Consider the following 14,396-nt stretch of genomic DNA (forward strand, 5'->3'; position numbering starts at 1 on the left):
ATCGGCCGGTGTGCTCAACCGCCCTGGGTACGCAGGCTCAGCGCCCGCTCCACGACCGCTTCCAGCTGATCGTGGTGCGCGCCCTTCCAGTACGCCCGGCCGCAGGTCGTGCACTGGGCGAAGACGTCGTACGACCGCTGGGTGCCGCCCTTGAGCTGGTCGGCGACCTCTTCCTTGGTGGCCTCCTTCAGCAGGCCGTTGCAGGCGGTGCAGCGGGTCCAGGGGTGCAGTTCGGGGGCGAAGCGGTCGAGGACGTCGTGGAGCTGGTCGTCGGGGCGGGTGCTGTAGACGAACGCTCCGGCCCACAGTTCCCGGCGGCGCAGCAGGCCCCGGTCCCGGCTGAGCATGACCCGCTTCTCGGCCGCCGAGCGCGCGGCGAGCGCCGGGTCGCCGATGTCCGTGGACTCGTACGCCGTGTCCACGCCGAGCAGCCGCAGCCGGCGGGCCAGCGTGCCGAGGTGGACGTCGAGGAGGAAGCGGAGGGGCGCGCCGGGCACCCGCTGGGGCCGCTCCACCGGCCGGACGACGACCCGCTCGGCCGCCTCCGGGACGTGCGAGGGCGGGACCGTGCGCCCGTCCACGACCAGCGCGCCGACCTCGGTGAGCGGAACCCCGAGGGACTCGACGACGTGGCCGAGGGACGAGACGCCGTCGGTGACGAGCGTCCGGTGCGGCGCACGCGGGACGAACAGGGCGAGCTCGGGCGCGAACTCGACGTGGATCTCGGGACCGTTCACCCGGTCAGGATGCCATGGGAGCGGGCCGCGGCCTCAGGGTTTTCCGGCGGGCAGACCGTGCTCCAGGACCTCCAGGGCCCGGTCCACCATGTCGCGGAGGTCGTCCTTGAAACCGTTCTCCGCCCACGACATGTTGACCTCCATCAGGCCGCCGACGAGGGCCATCGCGTAGACGCGCACGTCGAGGCTGTCCGGGGCCAGGCCGGAGCGCTCGGCGAGGGCCGCGCGCAGCAGCCGCCCGGTCTCCGACATGCTCTCGGCCATCCGGGAACGCACGGCGGGGACCTGGACCGCGAGGCGCGCCCGCACCCGGACCACCTCGGGGTCGTCCGCCATCATCGCGTCGATGGCCTTGTGCATCACGTACCGCACCGAGTCCATCCACGACTCGCCGGCGGGCCGGGCGCGCAACTCCTCCAGCACCAGCGGGTCGTACTCGTCCGTGAGGACGATGTCCTCCTTGGTCGGGAAGTAGCGGAAGACGGTCGACGGCGACACCTCGGCCCGGTCGGCGATCTGCTCGATCGTCGTGGCGTCGTAGCCCTGCTCCTTGATCAGCGCGTACGTCGCGGCGCGGATCGCCTCACGGGTCTTGATCTTCTTGCGTTCCCGCAGGCTCAGCTGGGGGCGGTCGGCGGGGGAGAGGGAGGAACGTGCGGGCGTCATGGCGGTCATTGTCCGGCATCCGCCGTGGCGGCGGCCACGGCCGAGCCCTCCTCCCGGGCGGTGCGCCGGACGGCCGGCGCGTTCGGCAGCAGCAGTGCGAAAGCAACTGTCAAAACAGTGGGACTGTCAAAGTGGGGTGACTTCCGGGAATGAAAAACGGCCACGGCTCGGATGAGCCGTGGCCGCGAGGGGCGGGTCGAGCGGGGTTACGCGTGCTGGTACGCCACCAGCGAGATGCCGACGTAGTGGACGACGAACGCGGCGAGCGTGAGGGAGTGGAAGACCTCGTGGAAGCCGAACCAGCGCGGGGAGGGGTTCGGGCGCTTGATGCCGTAGATCACGCCGCCGGCGCTGTAGAGCAGCCCGCCGACGACCACCAGGACCAGGACGGCGATGCCGCCGGTGCGCAGGAAGTCGGGCAGGAAGAAGACGGCCGCCCAGCCCATCGCGATGTAGCAGGGCGTGTACAGCCAGCGCGGGGCACCGACCCAGAAGACGCGGAAGACGATGCCCGCGGCCGCGGCGGCCCAGATGCCCCACAGCAGCCACTGCCCCTTGGCGCCGGGCAGGAGCAGCATCGTCAGCGGGGTGTAGGTGCCCGCGATGATCAGGAAGATGTTGGCGTGGTCGAGGCGGCGCAGCACGCCGTCCATCCGCGGGCTCCAGTTGCCGCGGTGGTAGAGCGCGCTCACGCCGAACAGGAGACAGGCCGTCAGGGCGTAGATGCTGCAGCCGATCCGGCCTCTGGTCGAGTCGGCGAGGGCGGTGAGCAGGAGGCCCGCGACGAGTACGGCCGGAAACATGCCGAGGTGCAGCCAGCCGCGCAGGCGCGGCTTGACCGGGTGCGGCAGGGAGAGCGCGACGGGACCGCGGCCGGCGGCCGGCGTGTCCGTGGGCGCGTCGGGGGCGGAGGCAGTCATGCGGGGCATGGTACCGAGGCCGTCGTAAACCGCTCGTCAGCGCGCGGTGATCCACGCTTTTCCGGGTCGTCCGGCAAAAAGTCCTTCAGTCGAACCCAACGTGGACGCAAAGAGTCGAGGAAATCGTGGGATTCCTCACGCTGCTCACCTGTGATGCCCTCTGGACAGATGCGCACTAGACTCGGATGATCAAATGAGTGCGGTCGGCACCGGATGAGCGGGCTACGAAGCATCCGGGTCGCGGCCCCCACGGGGCGGACAAACACAAAATCCCTCACTTAGGAGCAATCGTGGCGCGCGACATCGCGGCTCCCACCGTCGTCCCCACCAACCATCAGGAACTGATCTCGTGGGTCAACGAGATCGCCGAACTGACGCAGCCGGACAGCGTGGTCTGGTGTGACGGCTCCGAGGCCGAGTACGAGCGACTGTGTGAGGAACTGGTCGCCAAGGGAACGTTCAGGAAACTCGACCCGGTCAAGCGCCCGCACTCCTACTACGCCGCCTCCGACCCGACCGACGTCGCGCGCGTCGAGGACCGGACCTTCATCTGCTCCGAGAAGGAGGAGGACGCGGGCCCGACCAACCACTGGAAGGCCCCCGCCGAGATGCGGGAGATCTTCACCGGCGACAAGGGCCTGTTCCGCGGCTCCATGCGGGGGCGGACGATGTACGTCGTCCCGTTCTGCATGGGCCCGCTCGGCTCCCCGCTGTCCGCGCTTGGCGTGGAGATCACGGACTCCGCGTACGTCGCCGTCTCGATGCGCACGATGACGCGCATGGGCCAGGCCGTCCTGGACGAGCTGGGCGACGAGGGCTTCTTCGTCAAGGCCGTCCACACCCTCGGCGCCCCGCTGGAGCCGGGCCAGGAGGACGTGCCGTGGCCGTGCAACTCCACCAAGTACATCTCGCACTTCCCCGAGGACCGCGAGATCTGGTCCTACGGCTCCGGCTACGGCGGCAACGCCCTGCTCGGCAAGAAGTGCTACGCCCTGCGCATCGCCTCGGTCATGGCCCGTGACGAGGGCTGGCTGGCCGAGCACATGCTGATCCTCAAGCTCACCCCGCCGCAGGGCGAGTCCAAGTACGTCGCCGCCGCCTTCCCGAGCGCCTGCGGCAAGACCAACCTCGCCATGCTGGAGCCCACGATCTCCGGCTGGACCGTGGAGACCATCGGCGACGACATCGCCTGGATGCGCTTCGGCGAGGACGGCCGCCTCTACGCGATCAACCCCGAGGCCGGCTTCTTCGGCGTCGCGCCCGGCACCGGTGAGCACACCAACGCCAACGCGATGAAGACCCTGTGGGGCAACGCGGTCTTCACCAACGTCGCCCTCACCGACGACGGCGACGTGTGGTGGGAGGGCATGACCCAGGAGCCCCCGGCCCACCTGACGGACTGGAAGGGCAACGACTGGACGCCCGCGTCCGAGACCCCGGCCGCCCACCCCAACGCCCGCTTCACCGTGCCGGCCTCGCAGTGCCCGATCATCGCGCCCGAGTGGGAGGACCCGAAGGGCGTGCCGATCTCGGCGATCCTCTTCGGCGGCCGGCGCGCCACTGCGGTGCCGCTGGTGACCGAGTCCTTCGACTGGAACCACGGTGTCTTCCTGGGCGCCAACGTCGCCTCCGAGAAGACCGCGGCGGCCGAGGGCAAGGTCGGCGAGCTGCGCCGCGACCCGTTCGCGATGCTGCCCTTCTGCGGCTACAACATGGGCGACTACATGGCCCACTGGGTCGACGTCGCCAAGGACAAGGACCAGTCCAAGCTGCCGAAGATCTACTACGTCAACTGGTTCCGCAAGAACGACGAGGGCAAGTTCGTCTGGCCGGGCTTCGGCGAGAACTCCCGCGTCCTGAAGTGGATCGTGGAGCGGCTGGAGGGCAAGGCCGAGGGCGTCGAGACGCCGATCGGCATCCTGCCGGCCAAGGACGCCCTCGACACCAAGGGTCTCGAACTGTCGGAGTCCGACCTGGAGTTCCTGCTCACGGTCGACAAGGAGGTGTGGCGCGAGGAGGCCGCGCTCATCCCCGAGCACCTCGACACCTTCGGTGACCACACCCCGAAGGAGCTGTGGGACCAGTACCGGGCGCTGGTGGAGCGCCTGGGCTGACCGGCCCCGCCGAAGAGCCCACGGCCGGCCGGGATGTGCCCTGACCAGCGATCGTCACGACCGGCCGTGGAACAACCCCGAAGGGCCCCGCACAACGGTGTGCGGGGCCCTTCGCGCGCGCCTGAGGAGCCGGGAACGGGCGGATCCGCGGCGTCCGCGGTGGGCGGCGCCGAGGTCGGTGCGGTGTGTGGCGCCCGGTCCGCGCGTCGCTGCGGGTGCGCGCGGACCGGGGCCGATCGGGGGGACCCCGGAGGGGTCAGTGGGTGGCGGTGAGGGGCTTGAGGGCGCTGGTGTGGGCGTCCATGCGTTCGGCCGCGAGGATGGCCGCGGAGGTGTCGGCGCGCGAGGCGGCGACCACGAGCGCGCGGCCGGCGAGGGCGTGCGCACGACGGTGCAGGGCGGCGGGGTCGCCGGCCGCGGCCGGTGCCGCGCGCAGCGGCGTCCGTCCGCCCCGCAACCGGGCCACCTGCGCCGCGAGGCGCTCCGCCGCCGCGTCCAGGTCGGCGGACGGGGTCAGGGCGCGCAGCTCGTCGGTGACCGCGAGCAGGGCGGCGAGGTGCCCGGCGAGCTGGATGTCCAGCTCCTCCTCGCGCGAGCGGTGCGGGAAGTCGGAGGAGGTGCCGGCCATCGTGCTGTGGACCGACTTGGTGCGGATCGGTTCGTACATGGGTGATGGCCTCCTGTGCGCTGACAGGAAACCATCCTAGCTTGGATTTCGTCTAAAGTTGAGTCGGGTCACGGAATGGGATCCGTCGACTACCGCTGGCTGTATCCGTCCAGGAAGTTCCCGATGCGCGTCACCGCGTCCCGCAGGTCCCCGACCGTCGGCAGCGTCACCACCCGGAAGTGATCCGGCTCCGGCCAGTTGAAGCCCGTGCCCTGGACGACCATGATCTTCTCCTGCCGCAGCAGGTCCAGGACCAGCTGCCGGTCGTCCTTGATCTTGAAGACCTCGGGATCCAGCCGCGGGAACAGGTACAGCGCGCCCTTCGGCCGTACGCAGCTCACCCCGGGGATCTGCGTCAGCAGCTCGTACGCCGTGTCCAGCTGCTCCTTCAGCCGCCCGCCCGGCAGCACCAGGTCGTTGATGGTCTGGCGTCCGCCGAGTGCGGCGACCACCCCGTGCTGCCCCGGCATGTTGGCGCACAGCCGCATGTTCGCCAGGATCGTCAGGCCCTCGATGTAGGAGTCGGCGTGCGCGCGCGGGCCGGAGATCGACATCCAGCCGACGCGGTAGCCGGCCACCCGGTAGGCCTTCGACATGCCGTTGAAGGTCAGCGTCAGCAGGTCCGGGGCGATCGCGGCCGTCGGGGTGTGCGTGGCGCCGTCGTAGAGGATCTTGTCGTAGATCTCGTCCGAGCAGACCAGCAGGTTGTGCCGGCGGGCGATGTCGGTCAGCCCCTTCAGCATCGCCTCGTCGTAGACCGCGCCCGTGGGGTTGTTCGGGTTGATGATGACGATCGCCTTGGTGCGGTCGGTCACCTTGCGCTCGATGTCGGCGAGGTCGGGCATCCAGTCGGACTGCTCGTCGCAGCGGTAGTGCACCGCCGTGCCGCCGGAGAGGGAGACGGCAGCCGTCCACAGCGGGTAGTCCGGGGCCGGTACGAGGACCTCGTCGCCGTCGTCCAGCAGGCCCTGCATCGCCATCACGATCAGCTCGGAGACGCCGTTGCCGATGAAGACGTGTTCGACGTCCGTCTCGATGCCGATGGTCTGGTTGTGCATCACGACCGCGCGGCGGGCGGCCAGCAGGCCCTTGGCGTCGCCGTAGCCGTGCGCCGTCGAGACGTTGCGGAGGATGTCCTCCAGGATCTCCGGGGGGCACTCGAAGCCGAAGGCGGCAGGGTTGCCGGTGTTCAGCTTGAGGATGCGGTGTCCCGCCGCCTCCAGCCGCATGGCCTCCTCGAGAACCGGGCCCCGGATCTCGTAACAGACGTTGGCGAGCTTGGTCGACTGGATCACCTGCATGTCCGTGAGCTTACGGCCCGGTAATGGGTCATGGGTCGTGTTTTCCGCCACGTGAGACACGGAGATTTGCCCGGTTATCGCCGCCGACTGTCTCAGAGGTATCTTGCGTCCCTACAATCCGCTGGCATGTCCACGGAACGGGAGTACGAGGCGGGGGCGTACGGCATGTCCGAAGCGGGCGCTGCGCCCGGGGCGCGGCCGAACGTGTACCACCCGCAGGCGGCTCCGGCCCCTGCGTACGACGAGTACGCCGACCCCGCCGCCGCGCACGGCTGGCAGAACGCCTATGACGCCACGCGTGAGCTGACCGCGGTGCCCGCCGGCCCCGCGCCGCGCGAGCCCGGCGAAGGGCGGGCCGATCGCCGGCGTGCCGCGCGGCGCTCGGGCGGCCGGCGCCGGGTGGCGGCCGTCGCCGGCGTCCTCGGTGTGGCCGGGGCCGTCGCGGTGATCGCCGCCCTGGCCGGCTCGGGCTCCCCGGACGGGTCCCGCCCGGCGGACGGCGGCCGGGTCGCCGGTGGTCCCAGCAGCGGCAGCGGCACGCCGGAGACCGGTGCCGCGAGCCCGGCCGCTCCGGCCTCGGCCACCGCCGCCGTCCGTTCCGCCGCGGCGTCGCCGTCCCGCCCGGCCGCCGTGCCGTCCGGCGGCGGTACGACCACCGGCGCCGCACCGCGGGAGCCGAGCGCCAGCCAGGCGGCCACGACCTCGGCCCCCGCCGGGCCCACGACCTCGCCCACGCCCACGGCGCCGCCGGCCGAGCCGACCGAGTCCGGCGGCCCGCGCGGCCGGGGGCGCGGCCACGGTGCGACGAAGGGGCCGCCCTGACCGGACGGGCCCGGCCGGCCGCCGCGTGTTCCCCTGTGGTGGGCAGGCCCGGCGTGCGAGAGTTGCCGCCATGACCGAACAGACCCGGCCCCCTCGCCCCGGCGAGCCGGCGACCCCTGCCGCCGTCCCCGGCCAGGACGTGCTCGCCTGCGAGGACGACCGGGAGCGGGTCGTCGAGCGGGTGCGGGTCGCCGTGGCGGACGGCCGCCTGCCGCTGGACGAGCTGGACGGCCGGCTCACCCGGGTCTACGAGGCCCGGACGCTGGGCGAGTTGCGGTCCGCCGCACACGGTCTGCCCGAACTCGGGCCCAAGGACCGGCTGGTGGTGGACCGCACGCCCACCTCCCGTTTCGCACTGGGTCTGTTCGGCGGGTTCCGGCGGGACGGCGCGTGGGTGGTCCCGCCCAGGTTCACCGCTTGGTCGATGTGGGGCGGCGGCCGGCTCGACCTGACCGAGGCCCGCTTCGCCGCCCAGGAGACGGTGATCCGGGCCGTGGCGCTGTGGGGCGGCACCGGGATCGTCGTCCCGGACGACATCGACGTCGAGGTCAGGGGGTTCGGCCTGTTCGGCGTGTTCGGCAGGCGCGGGGCACACCGGACGGGGCGGCCGGGTGCGCCGCGCGTCGTCGTGAAGGGTCTCGCCCTGTTCGGTGCCGTCGTCACCAAGCGAAAGGCCAACTGAAGCGAGCCAATAGGGACTTGGATCACCGCCGTACGGCCGAGGGAAACCCCTACGACCTGACGCTGCTCCTTGTCCCCACCCCTCTGCGCCACCGACAATGCGCATGACAACCGAGTGGGCGGCCGGAAGCATTCCGGTCGCCCCAGTCGTAAGAGGGGACCCCCACGTGAACAAGCCTCTCCTTGCCGCGCTCTCCGCCCTGGCCTTGGCCGGGCTCGGCGCGACCCCGGCGATCGCCGCACCGCACCCGGCCGCCCAGGCCACCGCACAGCACCCGGCCGCCGCCACCCCGCACACGGCCGCCAAGGCGGTCAAGGCGACCGTCGACTTCGCCGGCACCGTCTCGCTCAGCAACTGCTCCGGCTCCGTCATCCGCTTCCCCAACTCGGCCGCCACCGACCCGGCGCTCGTGCTCACCAACGGCCACTGCCTGGAGACCGGCATGCCGGGCCCCGGCGAGGTCATCACCGGCCAGTCCTCCAGCCGTGGCTTCGGTCTGCTGAACTCCGCCGGCAGCAGGATCGGCACCCTGCGCGCCAACCAGGTCGTCTACTCGACCATGACGGACACGGACGTCACGATCTACCGCACCACCACCACGTACGCGGCGATCAAGAACTCGTACGGCATAAGCCCGCTCACCGTGCAGGACACGCACCCGGTCGCCGGCACCGCCATCAAGGTGGTCTCCGGCTACTGGAAGCGCATCTACAGCTGCAACATCGACGGCTTCGTGTACCGGCTGAAGGAGGGCGACTGGACCTTCAAGGACTCGGTCCGCTACACCTCCGCCTGCAACACCATCGGCGGCACCTCCGGCTCCCCGGTCGTCGACACCGCCACGGGCAAGGTCGTCGCCGTGAACAACACCGGCAACGAGGACGGCGAGCGGTGCACGGTGAACAACCCGTGCGAGGTCGACGCGAACGGCAACGTGACCGTCCGCCAGGGCATCAACTACGCCCAGGAGATCTACAACATCCCGGCCTGCTTCACCACCGGCAACAAGCTCAACCTGAGCGCCGCCGGCTGCACCCTGCCCAAGCCGTAACGCGGTTCACAGCGGGGTACGGCGGACGGACCGGCCCGCGAGGGCGTCCGTCCGCCGGCCGTCCTCGATGACGAACCGGCCGTCGACCAGCACGTACGGGATGCCGGTCGGCAGTCTGCGGGGCTCGGCGAAGCCGGCGCCGGGCGCGACCGTCCGCGGGTCGAACAGGACCAGGTCGGCCCGGTAGCCCTCGCGCACCAGCCCGCGGTCCGGCAGCCGCAGCCGCGCCGCGGGCCGCGAGGTGAGGTGGGCGACGCACTCCTCCAGCGTCAGCACCCCCGACTCCCGTACGTAGTGGCCGAGATAGCGCGGGAAGGTGCCGTACGCCCGCGGGTGCGGCTTGCTGCCCTGGAGGATGCCGTCGGAGCCGCCGGTGTGCGCGCGGTGCCGCATGATCGCTCGGACGTTCTCCTCGTGGCCGACGTGCTGGAGGACGGTCGTCCCCAGCCGGTCCGCGAGCAGCAGCCGGCGGGCCGTGGCCCAGGGGGTCTCGCCGCGCAGCCGTGCCGCCTCCCGGACCGTACGGCCCACGACGTCGGCCAGGCCCGGATCGGTCACCCCGGAGATCTCGATCGTCTCCCACTCCACCGGCACACCGTGGCAGCCGTCCGAGCCGGTCACCTCCAGGTCGTGCCGGATGCGCTCGGCCGTCGCCGGGTCGGCGAGCCGGGCCAGGACCCTCTCCGGGCCGCCCTCGCTCGCCCAGCTCGGCAGCAGTGCGGCGAGGGTGGTGCAGCCGGGGGTGTAGGGATAGGTGTCCAGCGTGATGTCCGCGCCCGCGTCCAGGGCCCGGTCGAGCAGGGCGAGCAGCTCCGGTGCGCGGCCCTCGTTCACGCCGAAGTTCATCGTGGCGTGCGCCAGGTGCAGCGCACAGCCCGCCTCCCGGGTCAGGGCGACCATCTCGGCGTAGGCCTCCAGGGCGCCGGCGCCGTAGGAGCGGTGGTGCGGGCAGTAGTAGCCGCCGTAGGAGGCCACCACCCGGCACAGTTCGGTCAGTTCGGCGTCCCCGGCGTACATGCCGGGCGTGTACGTCAGCCCGGACGACAGCCCGACCGCGCCCTGTTCCAGTCCCTCGGCCACCAACTGCCGCATCCGGGCCAGCTCTTCGGGAGTCGCCTCGCGGTCCTCCCAGCCGACGACGAGCGCCCGGACCGTGCCCTGCGGGATCAGGTAGGCCGCGTTCACCGCGATCCCGCGGTCGAGCCGGTCGAGGTACTCGCCGACGCTCCGCCAGTCGAAGTCGATGTCGTCGCCGTACCCGTTCCAGCCGGTGATCGCCCGGCGCACCTCCTCCAGCGTGCGGTCGTCCACCGGGGCGTACGACAGCCCGTCCTGCCCCAGGACCTCCAGCGTGACCCCCTGCGCCGCCTTCGCGCTGTGGTCGGGGTCGCGCAGCAGGGCCAGGTCGGAGTGGGCGTGCATGTCGATGAAACCGGGCGAGAGGACCAGGCCCTCGGCATCGAGCTCCCGTACCGCACGCGGCCGTTGGCAGCCCGCCGCGGCGGCCTCCTTGACGATGGAGACGATCCGCCCGCCGTCGATCACCACATCGGCGCGGTACGAGGGTTCGCCGCTGCCGTCGACGACGTCGGCGTCCCGGATGACCAGGTCCTCCACGCGGAGCCTCCTAGAAGAACGTACGGATGTAGTCGACGACCGTGCCGTCCGCCTCGGCCACCGGGATCAGCTGCCACTTGTCGAAGGACGTGCACGGGTGGGAGAGGCCGAAGCCGATCCAGTCGCCGACCTCGACGTCCGCGCCCGGTTCGGTGCGCAGCCACAGGTGCTGGTCGGACAGGGCGGTCACCTCGATCCCGGTCGCCGGACGTTCGCCGCCGTCCCGGCGTACCACCTGCGCCACCGGACGGTCGAGGTCGTAGGCGGCGTCCCGCTTGCCCGCGTTGACGAACGCCTCCGCCGGGGACGGCCGGGACACCACCTGCGCCCACAGCCGGAACGCGGGCTCCAGCGCGCCCTCCTCGGGCACCCGGTTGAACGGGGTCAGCCTGCGGTAGTGCACGTCGTCGTGCGAGACGTAGGCACCCGAGCGCAGCAGCTTCAGGACCGGCAGGGAGAGTTCGGGCAGCCCGGCGAAGACGTCGGCGACGGCGTCGAACCACTCGCTGCCGCCGGCGCTCACCACGATCTCGCCCGCCCCCGCGAAGCGCCCCGCCCGGTCGAACTCCACGGCGAGCGCCACCAGCCGCTCCAGCCACTCCCGCACCCGCTCCGGGGAGGCCTCCGGCACCTGCGCCTCGTACCCCGCCACCCCGACCAGCCGCAGCGCCCCGGCGGCGGCCACCGCGTCGGCGACGGCCAGCGCCTCCGTCTCCGTCCGCACCCCGGTCCGGGCGCCCTCGCCCGCGCCCAGCTCGACCACGACGTCCACCGGGCGGGCGGTGCCCGCGAGTGCCGCGTCCATCAGCTCCACCCCGCGGACGGAGTCGACGTAGCAGACGAACCGGAACTCCGGGTCGGCGGCCAGTTCACCGGCGATCCAGCGCAGGGCGGAGGCGTCCACCAGCTCGTTGGCGAGGAACACCCGCCGGACGCCGAACGCCCGGGCGACCCGCACCTGGTGGGGCAGCGCCAGCGTGATCCCCCAGGCGCCGTGCTCCAGCTGGCGGTGGAAGAGCTGCGGGGCCATGGAGGTCTTGCCGTGCGGGGCGAAGGCCAGCCCGTGCCGGGAGGTGTACGTCTCCATCAGCGCGAGGTTGTGCTCCAGGCGCTCGGCGGACAGCGCGAGGACGGGGGTGGTGAAGCCGTCGCCGTCCCGGAAGAGGTTGCGCCGCTGGGCGGTCAGCTCGGCGACGGTGAGGCCGTCGGCGTCCGGCGGGAGGCCCTTGAAGCGGTGGTCGACGCGTTCCGCGGCAAGGCGGGCGAGGCGTTCCGCGGCCGGGCGGGCGAGCGGTTCGGTGCTCATGGAGCCCCTCTCTCGGCTGTTGCAGCATCTGCAACGGTCATTGCGTGTGTTGCCAACTGGTGTCTAGCATCTCGCCGAACACCGGGTCAACGAAGAGTGCGCCCGGGTACCGACAGGAGCCATCATCAACGACGCTGCTTACGCCTCGGCCGTTGCGCACCCGTGGGACGTCGTGGACGTGGTGACGCTCGGCGAGTCCATGGTCACCTTCCTTCCCGGCGGACCCGGCCGCCTCGCCGACGTCCCCTCCTTCCACCGGGCCATCGGCGGCGCCGAGTCCAACGTGGCCTGCGCACTGGCCGCCTTCGGACACACGGCCCGCTGGATCAGCCGGGTCGGCGCGGACGGCTTCGGCGACCACCTGGTGGAGCGGATCGCCGGGTACGGCGTCGACGTCACCGCCGTACGCCGGGACCCCGCCCGGCCCACCGGCGTGTACTTCCGCACCGCCGGGGACCGGGGGACGGGCGCGCACGAGGTGGCGTACTACCGGGCGGGCTCGGCGGCGTCGGCGATGTCCGTGACCGACGTGGACCTCACGGCGGTACGCGCGGCACGCGTCCTCCACCTGACCGGCATCACGGCCGCCCTGTCGGACGAGTGCCGGGACCTGCTGCACACCCTGACGGCCCCCGCCCCGGGACGCCCGCCGGTCTCCTTCGACGTCAACCACCGGCCGGGACTGTGGCCGGACGACGAGGCGGCCCGGCTCCTGCTGGATCTGGCGCGGCGCGCCGACATCGTGTTCGTCGGCGCCGACGAGGCGGAACAGGCATGGGGCGCCACGGGCGGCCCGTCGGCGATCCGCGAACTGCTGCCGGAACCGGACGTGCTGGTGGTGAAGCAGGGGGCAAAGGGGGCGACGGCGTTCGTGCGACGGACGGTGACGGCCGAGGCGGGCCGGGTGGCCGGACCCCGGGCCGCCACAGCCCCGTCCGTCTTCGAACCGGCGCTGGACGCGGCCGTCGTGGCGACCACCGGCGCCGGAGACGCCTTCGCCGCGGGCTTCCTGTCGGCGACCCTGCGCGGGCTCCCCGTCAGGGACCGGCTCCGCCACGGCCACCTCTTCGCCGCCGCCGCCCTCACCACCCCGGGAGACCTCGCCCCGCCCCCCGCCCGCGACCACGCCGACCGCCTCGCCGCCCTCGACGACGACGCATGGGGGAGACTTCGACTCGGCCCCGGCTGGACGCAGGCCGAGCAGGCCCACGAGGAGGCGAACACCCCATGAGTCAGACCGTCGACCGCGCCCTGAGCATCCTGCCGCTGCTCGCGGAGGGCCCCGCCGACCTCGGCCAGGTCGCCGACCGCCTCGGCGTGCACAAATCCACGGCCCTGCGGCTCCTGCGCACCCTGAACGAACACGGCCTGGTCTACCGCCAGTCCGACCAGCGCTACCGCCTGGGCGCCCGCCTCTTCGCCCTCGCCCAGGAGGCGATGGAGAACCTGGACATCCGCGAGATCGCCCACCCCCATCTCGTACGGCTCAACGAGCAGTGCGGACACACCGTCCACCTCGCCGTGTACGAGGAGAACGAGGTCCTCTACATCGACAAGGTCGACAGCCGGTACCCGGTCCGCATGTACTCCCGGATCGGCAAGCCCGTGGCGATCACCGTCGCCGCCGTGGCCAAACTGCTCCTCGCCGACCTGCCGGAACCCGAGCGCCGCGCCGTGGCCGAGCGGCTCGACTACCCCCTCTACACGCCCCGTTCCACCCCGAACGCCGACGCCTTCCTGAAGGAACTGGGCACGGTGCGCGAACAGGGCTGGGCCACCGACCTCGGCGGCCACGAGGAGTCCATCAACTGCGTCGCCGCCCCCATCCGCGGCGCCGACGGCCGCGTGGTCGCCGCCATGTCGGTGTCCGCGCCGAACGTGGTCGTCACCGCCGAGGAACTCCTCACCCTGCTCCCGCTGGTACGCCGCACGGCGGACGCGATCAGCGGCGAGTACTCCGGAAGAACCCCAGTGAAGGACCCCACCGTATGACCGACAAGATCGCCCTCACCCCGAAGACCCACACCACCCCGCCCGCGAAGTTCTCCCACGGCGTGAAGAAGGGCAACATCCTCCAGGTCGCCGGCCAGGTCGGCTTCCTGCCCGCCGAGGAGGGCAGGCCCCCCACGCCCGTCGGCCCCACCCTGCGCGAACAGACCCTCCAGACCTTGGCCAACGTCAAGGCGATCCTCGAAGAGGGCGGCGCGAGCTGGGACGACGTGATGATGATCCGCGTCTACCTCACCGACGTGGACCACTTCGCCGAGATGAACGAGATCTACAACGCCTACTTCGAGGAGCAGGGCCTCACCCAGCCGCCCGCCGCCCGCACGACGGTCTACGTCGGTCTGCCGGCCGGCCTCCTCATCGAGATCGACGCGCTCGCCGTACTGAGCTGACGTCCCCTCACCACCCGCACCCCCCCGCACCCCCCCGTACGCCCTGCCCGGCGCGGCACCCTCCGTGGCGCCGTGCCGCACTCCCCCCTGCCCGAAAGCAGCATGCATTTACGT

General features: G+C 71.9%; 14 protein-coding genes. 7 read left to right on the forward strand and 7 right to left on the reverse strand.

All coding sequences use genetic code 11. The annotated features are described in order from the left end of the window. Positions 1-14: 14 nt before the first annotated feature. The 3 genes from S1361_RS24820 to trhA all read right to left on the reverse strand — a co-directional run bounded on the left by S1361_RS24820 (position 15) and on the right by trhA (position 2,323). Complete coding sequence (locus tag S1361_RS24820; protein WP_208033976.1) at positions 15-737, reverse strand: Mut7-C ubiquitin/RNAse domain-containing protein; 723 nt, start codon at positions 735-737, stop codon at positions 15-17. A 33-nt stretch (positions 738-770) separates the two neighbouring features. After that, complete coding sequence (locus S1361_RS24825; RefSeq protein ID WP_208033977.1) at positions 771-1,403, reverse strand: TetR/AcrR family transcriptional regulator; 633 nt, start codon at positions 1,401-1,403, stop codon at positions 771-773. Between the two features lie 206 nt (positions 1,404-1,609). Continuing rightward, positions 1,610-2,323, reverse strand: a complete 714-nt coding sequence (gene trhA, locus S1361_RS24830) for a PAQR family membrane homeostasis protein TrhA (protein ID WP_208033978.1) — start codon at positions 2,321-2,323, stop codon at positions 1,610-1,612. Between the two features lie 290 nt (positions 2,324-2,613). On the opposite strand from trhA, the gene S1361_RS24835 reads away from it, so the two are divergent. Next, positions 2,614-4,437, forward strand: a complete 1,824-nt coding sequence (locus S1361_RS24835) for a phosphoenolpyruvate carboxykinase (GTP) (RefSeq protein WP_208033979.1) — start codon at positions 2,614-2,616, stop codon at positions 4,435-4,437. Between the two features lie 256 nt (positions 4,438-4,693). Here the strand turns inward: S1361_RS24835 and S1361_RS24840 are convergent, their stop codons facing one another. Beyond that, the gene (locus tag S1361_RS24840; protein WP_208033980.1) at positions 4,694-5,104 is read right to left on the reverse strand and encodes an SCO4983 family protein; all 411 of its coding nucleotides are present in this window, start codon (positions 5,102-5,104) and stop codon (positions 4,694-4,696) included. A gap of 89 nt (positions 5,105-5,193) precedes the next feature. Further along, on the reverse strand, positions 5,194-6,405 hold the full coding sequence (locus tag S1361_RS24845; RefSeq protein ID WP_208033981.1) for a pyridoxal phosphate-dependent aminotransferase: 1,212 nt from the start codon (positions 6,403-6,405) through the stop codon (positions 5,194-5,196). 126 nt (positions 6,406-6,531) lie between these two features. Here S1361_RS24845 and S1361_RS24850 point away from each other — a divergent pair, with 126 nt between their 5' ends. The 3 genes from S1361_RS24850 to S1361_RS24860 all read left to right on the forward strand — a co-directional run bounded on the left by S1361_RS24850 (position 6,532) and on the right by S1361_RS24860 (position 8,960). After that, positions 6,532-7,227, forward strand: a complete 696-nt coding sequence (locus tag S1361_RS24850; RefSeq protein WP_243769289.1) for a hypothetical protein — start codon at positions 6,532-6,534, stop codon at positions 7,225-7,227. 70 nt (positions 7,228-7,297) lie between these two features. After that, on the forward strand, positions 7,298-7,909 hold the full coding sequence (locus S1361_RS24855) for a DUF1707 SHOCT-like domain-containing protein (protein ID WP_208033982.1): 612 nt from the start codon (positions 7,298-7,300) through the stop codon (positions 7,907-7,909). Positions 7,910-8,075: 166 nt separating this feature from the next. Further along, entirely contained in the window at positions 8,076-8,960 is an 885-nt protein-coding gene (locus S1361_RS24860) for a S1 family peptidase (protein WP_208033983.1), read from the forward strand. Positions 8,961-8,966: 6 nt separating this feature from the next. Here S1361_RS24860 and S1361_RS24865 read toward each other — a convergent pair whose 3' ends face one another. Both S1361_RS24865 and S1361_RS24870 read right to left on the reverse strand, forming a co-directional pair. Next, positions 8,967-10,577, reverse strand: coding sequence for an N-acyl-D-amino-acid deacylase family protein (locus tag S1361_RS24865; RefSeq protein WP_208033984.1), 1,611 nt, complete (start codon positions 10,575-10,577; stop codon positions 8,967-8,969). 10 nt (positions 10,578-10,587) lie between these two features. Next, positions 10,588-11,883, reverse strand: a complete 1,296-nt coding sequence (locus tag S1361_RS24870) for an amino acid deaminase (RefSeq protein WP_208033985.1) — start codon at positions 11,881-11,883, stop codon at positions 10,588-10,590. A gap of 199 nt (positions 11,884-12,082) precedes the next feature. Between S1361_RS24870 and S1361_RS24875 the strand changes: the two genes are divergently transcribed. Genes S1361_RS24875 through S1361_RS24885 form a run of 3 tightly spaced genes read left to right on the forward strand, consistent with a single transcriptional unit; the run spans position 12,083 to position 14,282 of the window. After that, positions 12,083-13,114 carry a sugar kinase gene (locus tag S1361_RS24875; RefSeq protein ID WP_243769550.1) on the forward strand — a complete coding sequence of 344 codons (1,032 nt, stop codon included), beginning with the start codon at positions 12,083-12,085 and terminating at the stop codon, positions 13,112-13,114. Then, on the forward strand, positions 13,111-13,875 hold the full coding sequence (locus S1361_RS24880) for an IclR family transcriptional regulator (RefSeq protein ID WP_208033987.1): 765 nt from the start codon (positions 13,111-13,113) through the stop codon (positions 13,873-13,875). The genes S1361_RS24875 and S1361_RS24880 overlap by 4 nt, the downstream gene beginning before the upstream one ends. Further along, on the forward strand, positions 13,872-14,282 hold the full coding sequence (locus S1361_RS24885) for a RidA family protein (RefSeq protein ID WP_208033988.1): 411 nt from the start codon (positions 13,872-13,874) through the stop codon (positions 14,280-14,282). The genes S1361_RS24880 and S1361_RS24885 overlap by 4 nt, the downstream gene beginning before the upstream one ends. Positions 14,283-14,396 lie beyond the last annotated feature (114 nt).

The sequence above is a fragment of the Streptomyces cyanogenus genome (assembly GCF_017526105.1).
Classification (GTDB): Bacteria; Actinomycetota; Actinomycetes; order Streptomycetales; family Streptomycetaceae; genus Streptomyces; species Streptomyces cyanogenus.

Coding starts and splice junctions, on each gene's coding strand:
- S1361_RS24870 (WP_208033985.1), bottom strand. CDS start 11,883: ATGAGCACCGAACCGCTCGCCCGCCCGGCCGCGGAACGCCTCGCCCGC.
- S1361_RS24880 (WP_208033987.1), top strand. CDS start 13,111: ATGAGTCAGACCGTCGACCGCGCCCTGAGCATCCTGCCGCTGCTCGCG.
- S1361_RS24850 (WP_243769289.1), top strand. CDS start 6,532: ATGTCCACGGAACGGGAGTACGAGGCGGGGGCGTACGGCATGTCCGAA.
- S1361_RS24845 (WP_208033981.1), bottom strand. CDS start 6,405: ATGCAGGTGATCCAGTCGACCAAGCTCGCCAACGTCTGTTACGAGATC.
- S1361_RS24875 (WP_243769550.1), top strand. CDS start 12,083: ATGGTCACCTTCCTTCCCGGCGGACCCGGCCGCCTCGCCGACGTCCCC.
- S1361_RS24840 (WP_208033980.1), bottom strand. CDS start 5,104: ATGTACGAACCGATCCGCACCAAGTCGGTCCACAGCACGATGGCCGGC.
- trhA (WP_208033978.1), bottom strand. CDS start 2,323: ATGACTGCCTCCGCCCCCGACGCGCCCACGGACACGCCGGCCGCCGGC.
- S1361_RS24855 (WP_208033982.1), top strand. CDS start 7,298: ATGACCGAACAGACCCGGCCCCCTCGCCCCGGCGAGCCGGCGACCCCT.
- S1361_RS24885 (WP_208033988.1), top strand. CDS start 13,872: ATGACCGACAAGATCGCCCTCACCCCGAAGACCCACACCACCCCGCCC.
- S1361_RS24825 (WP_208033977.1), bottom strand. CDS start 1,403: ATGACGCCCGCACGTTCCTCCCTCTCCCCCGCCGACCGCCCCCAGCTG.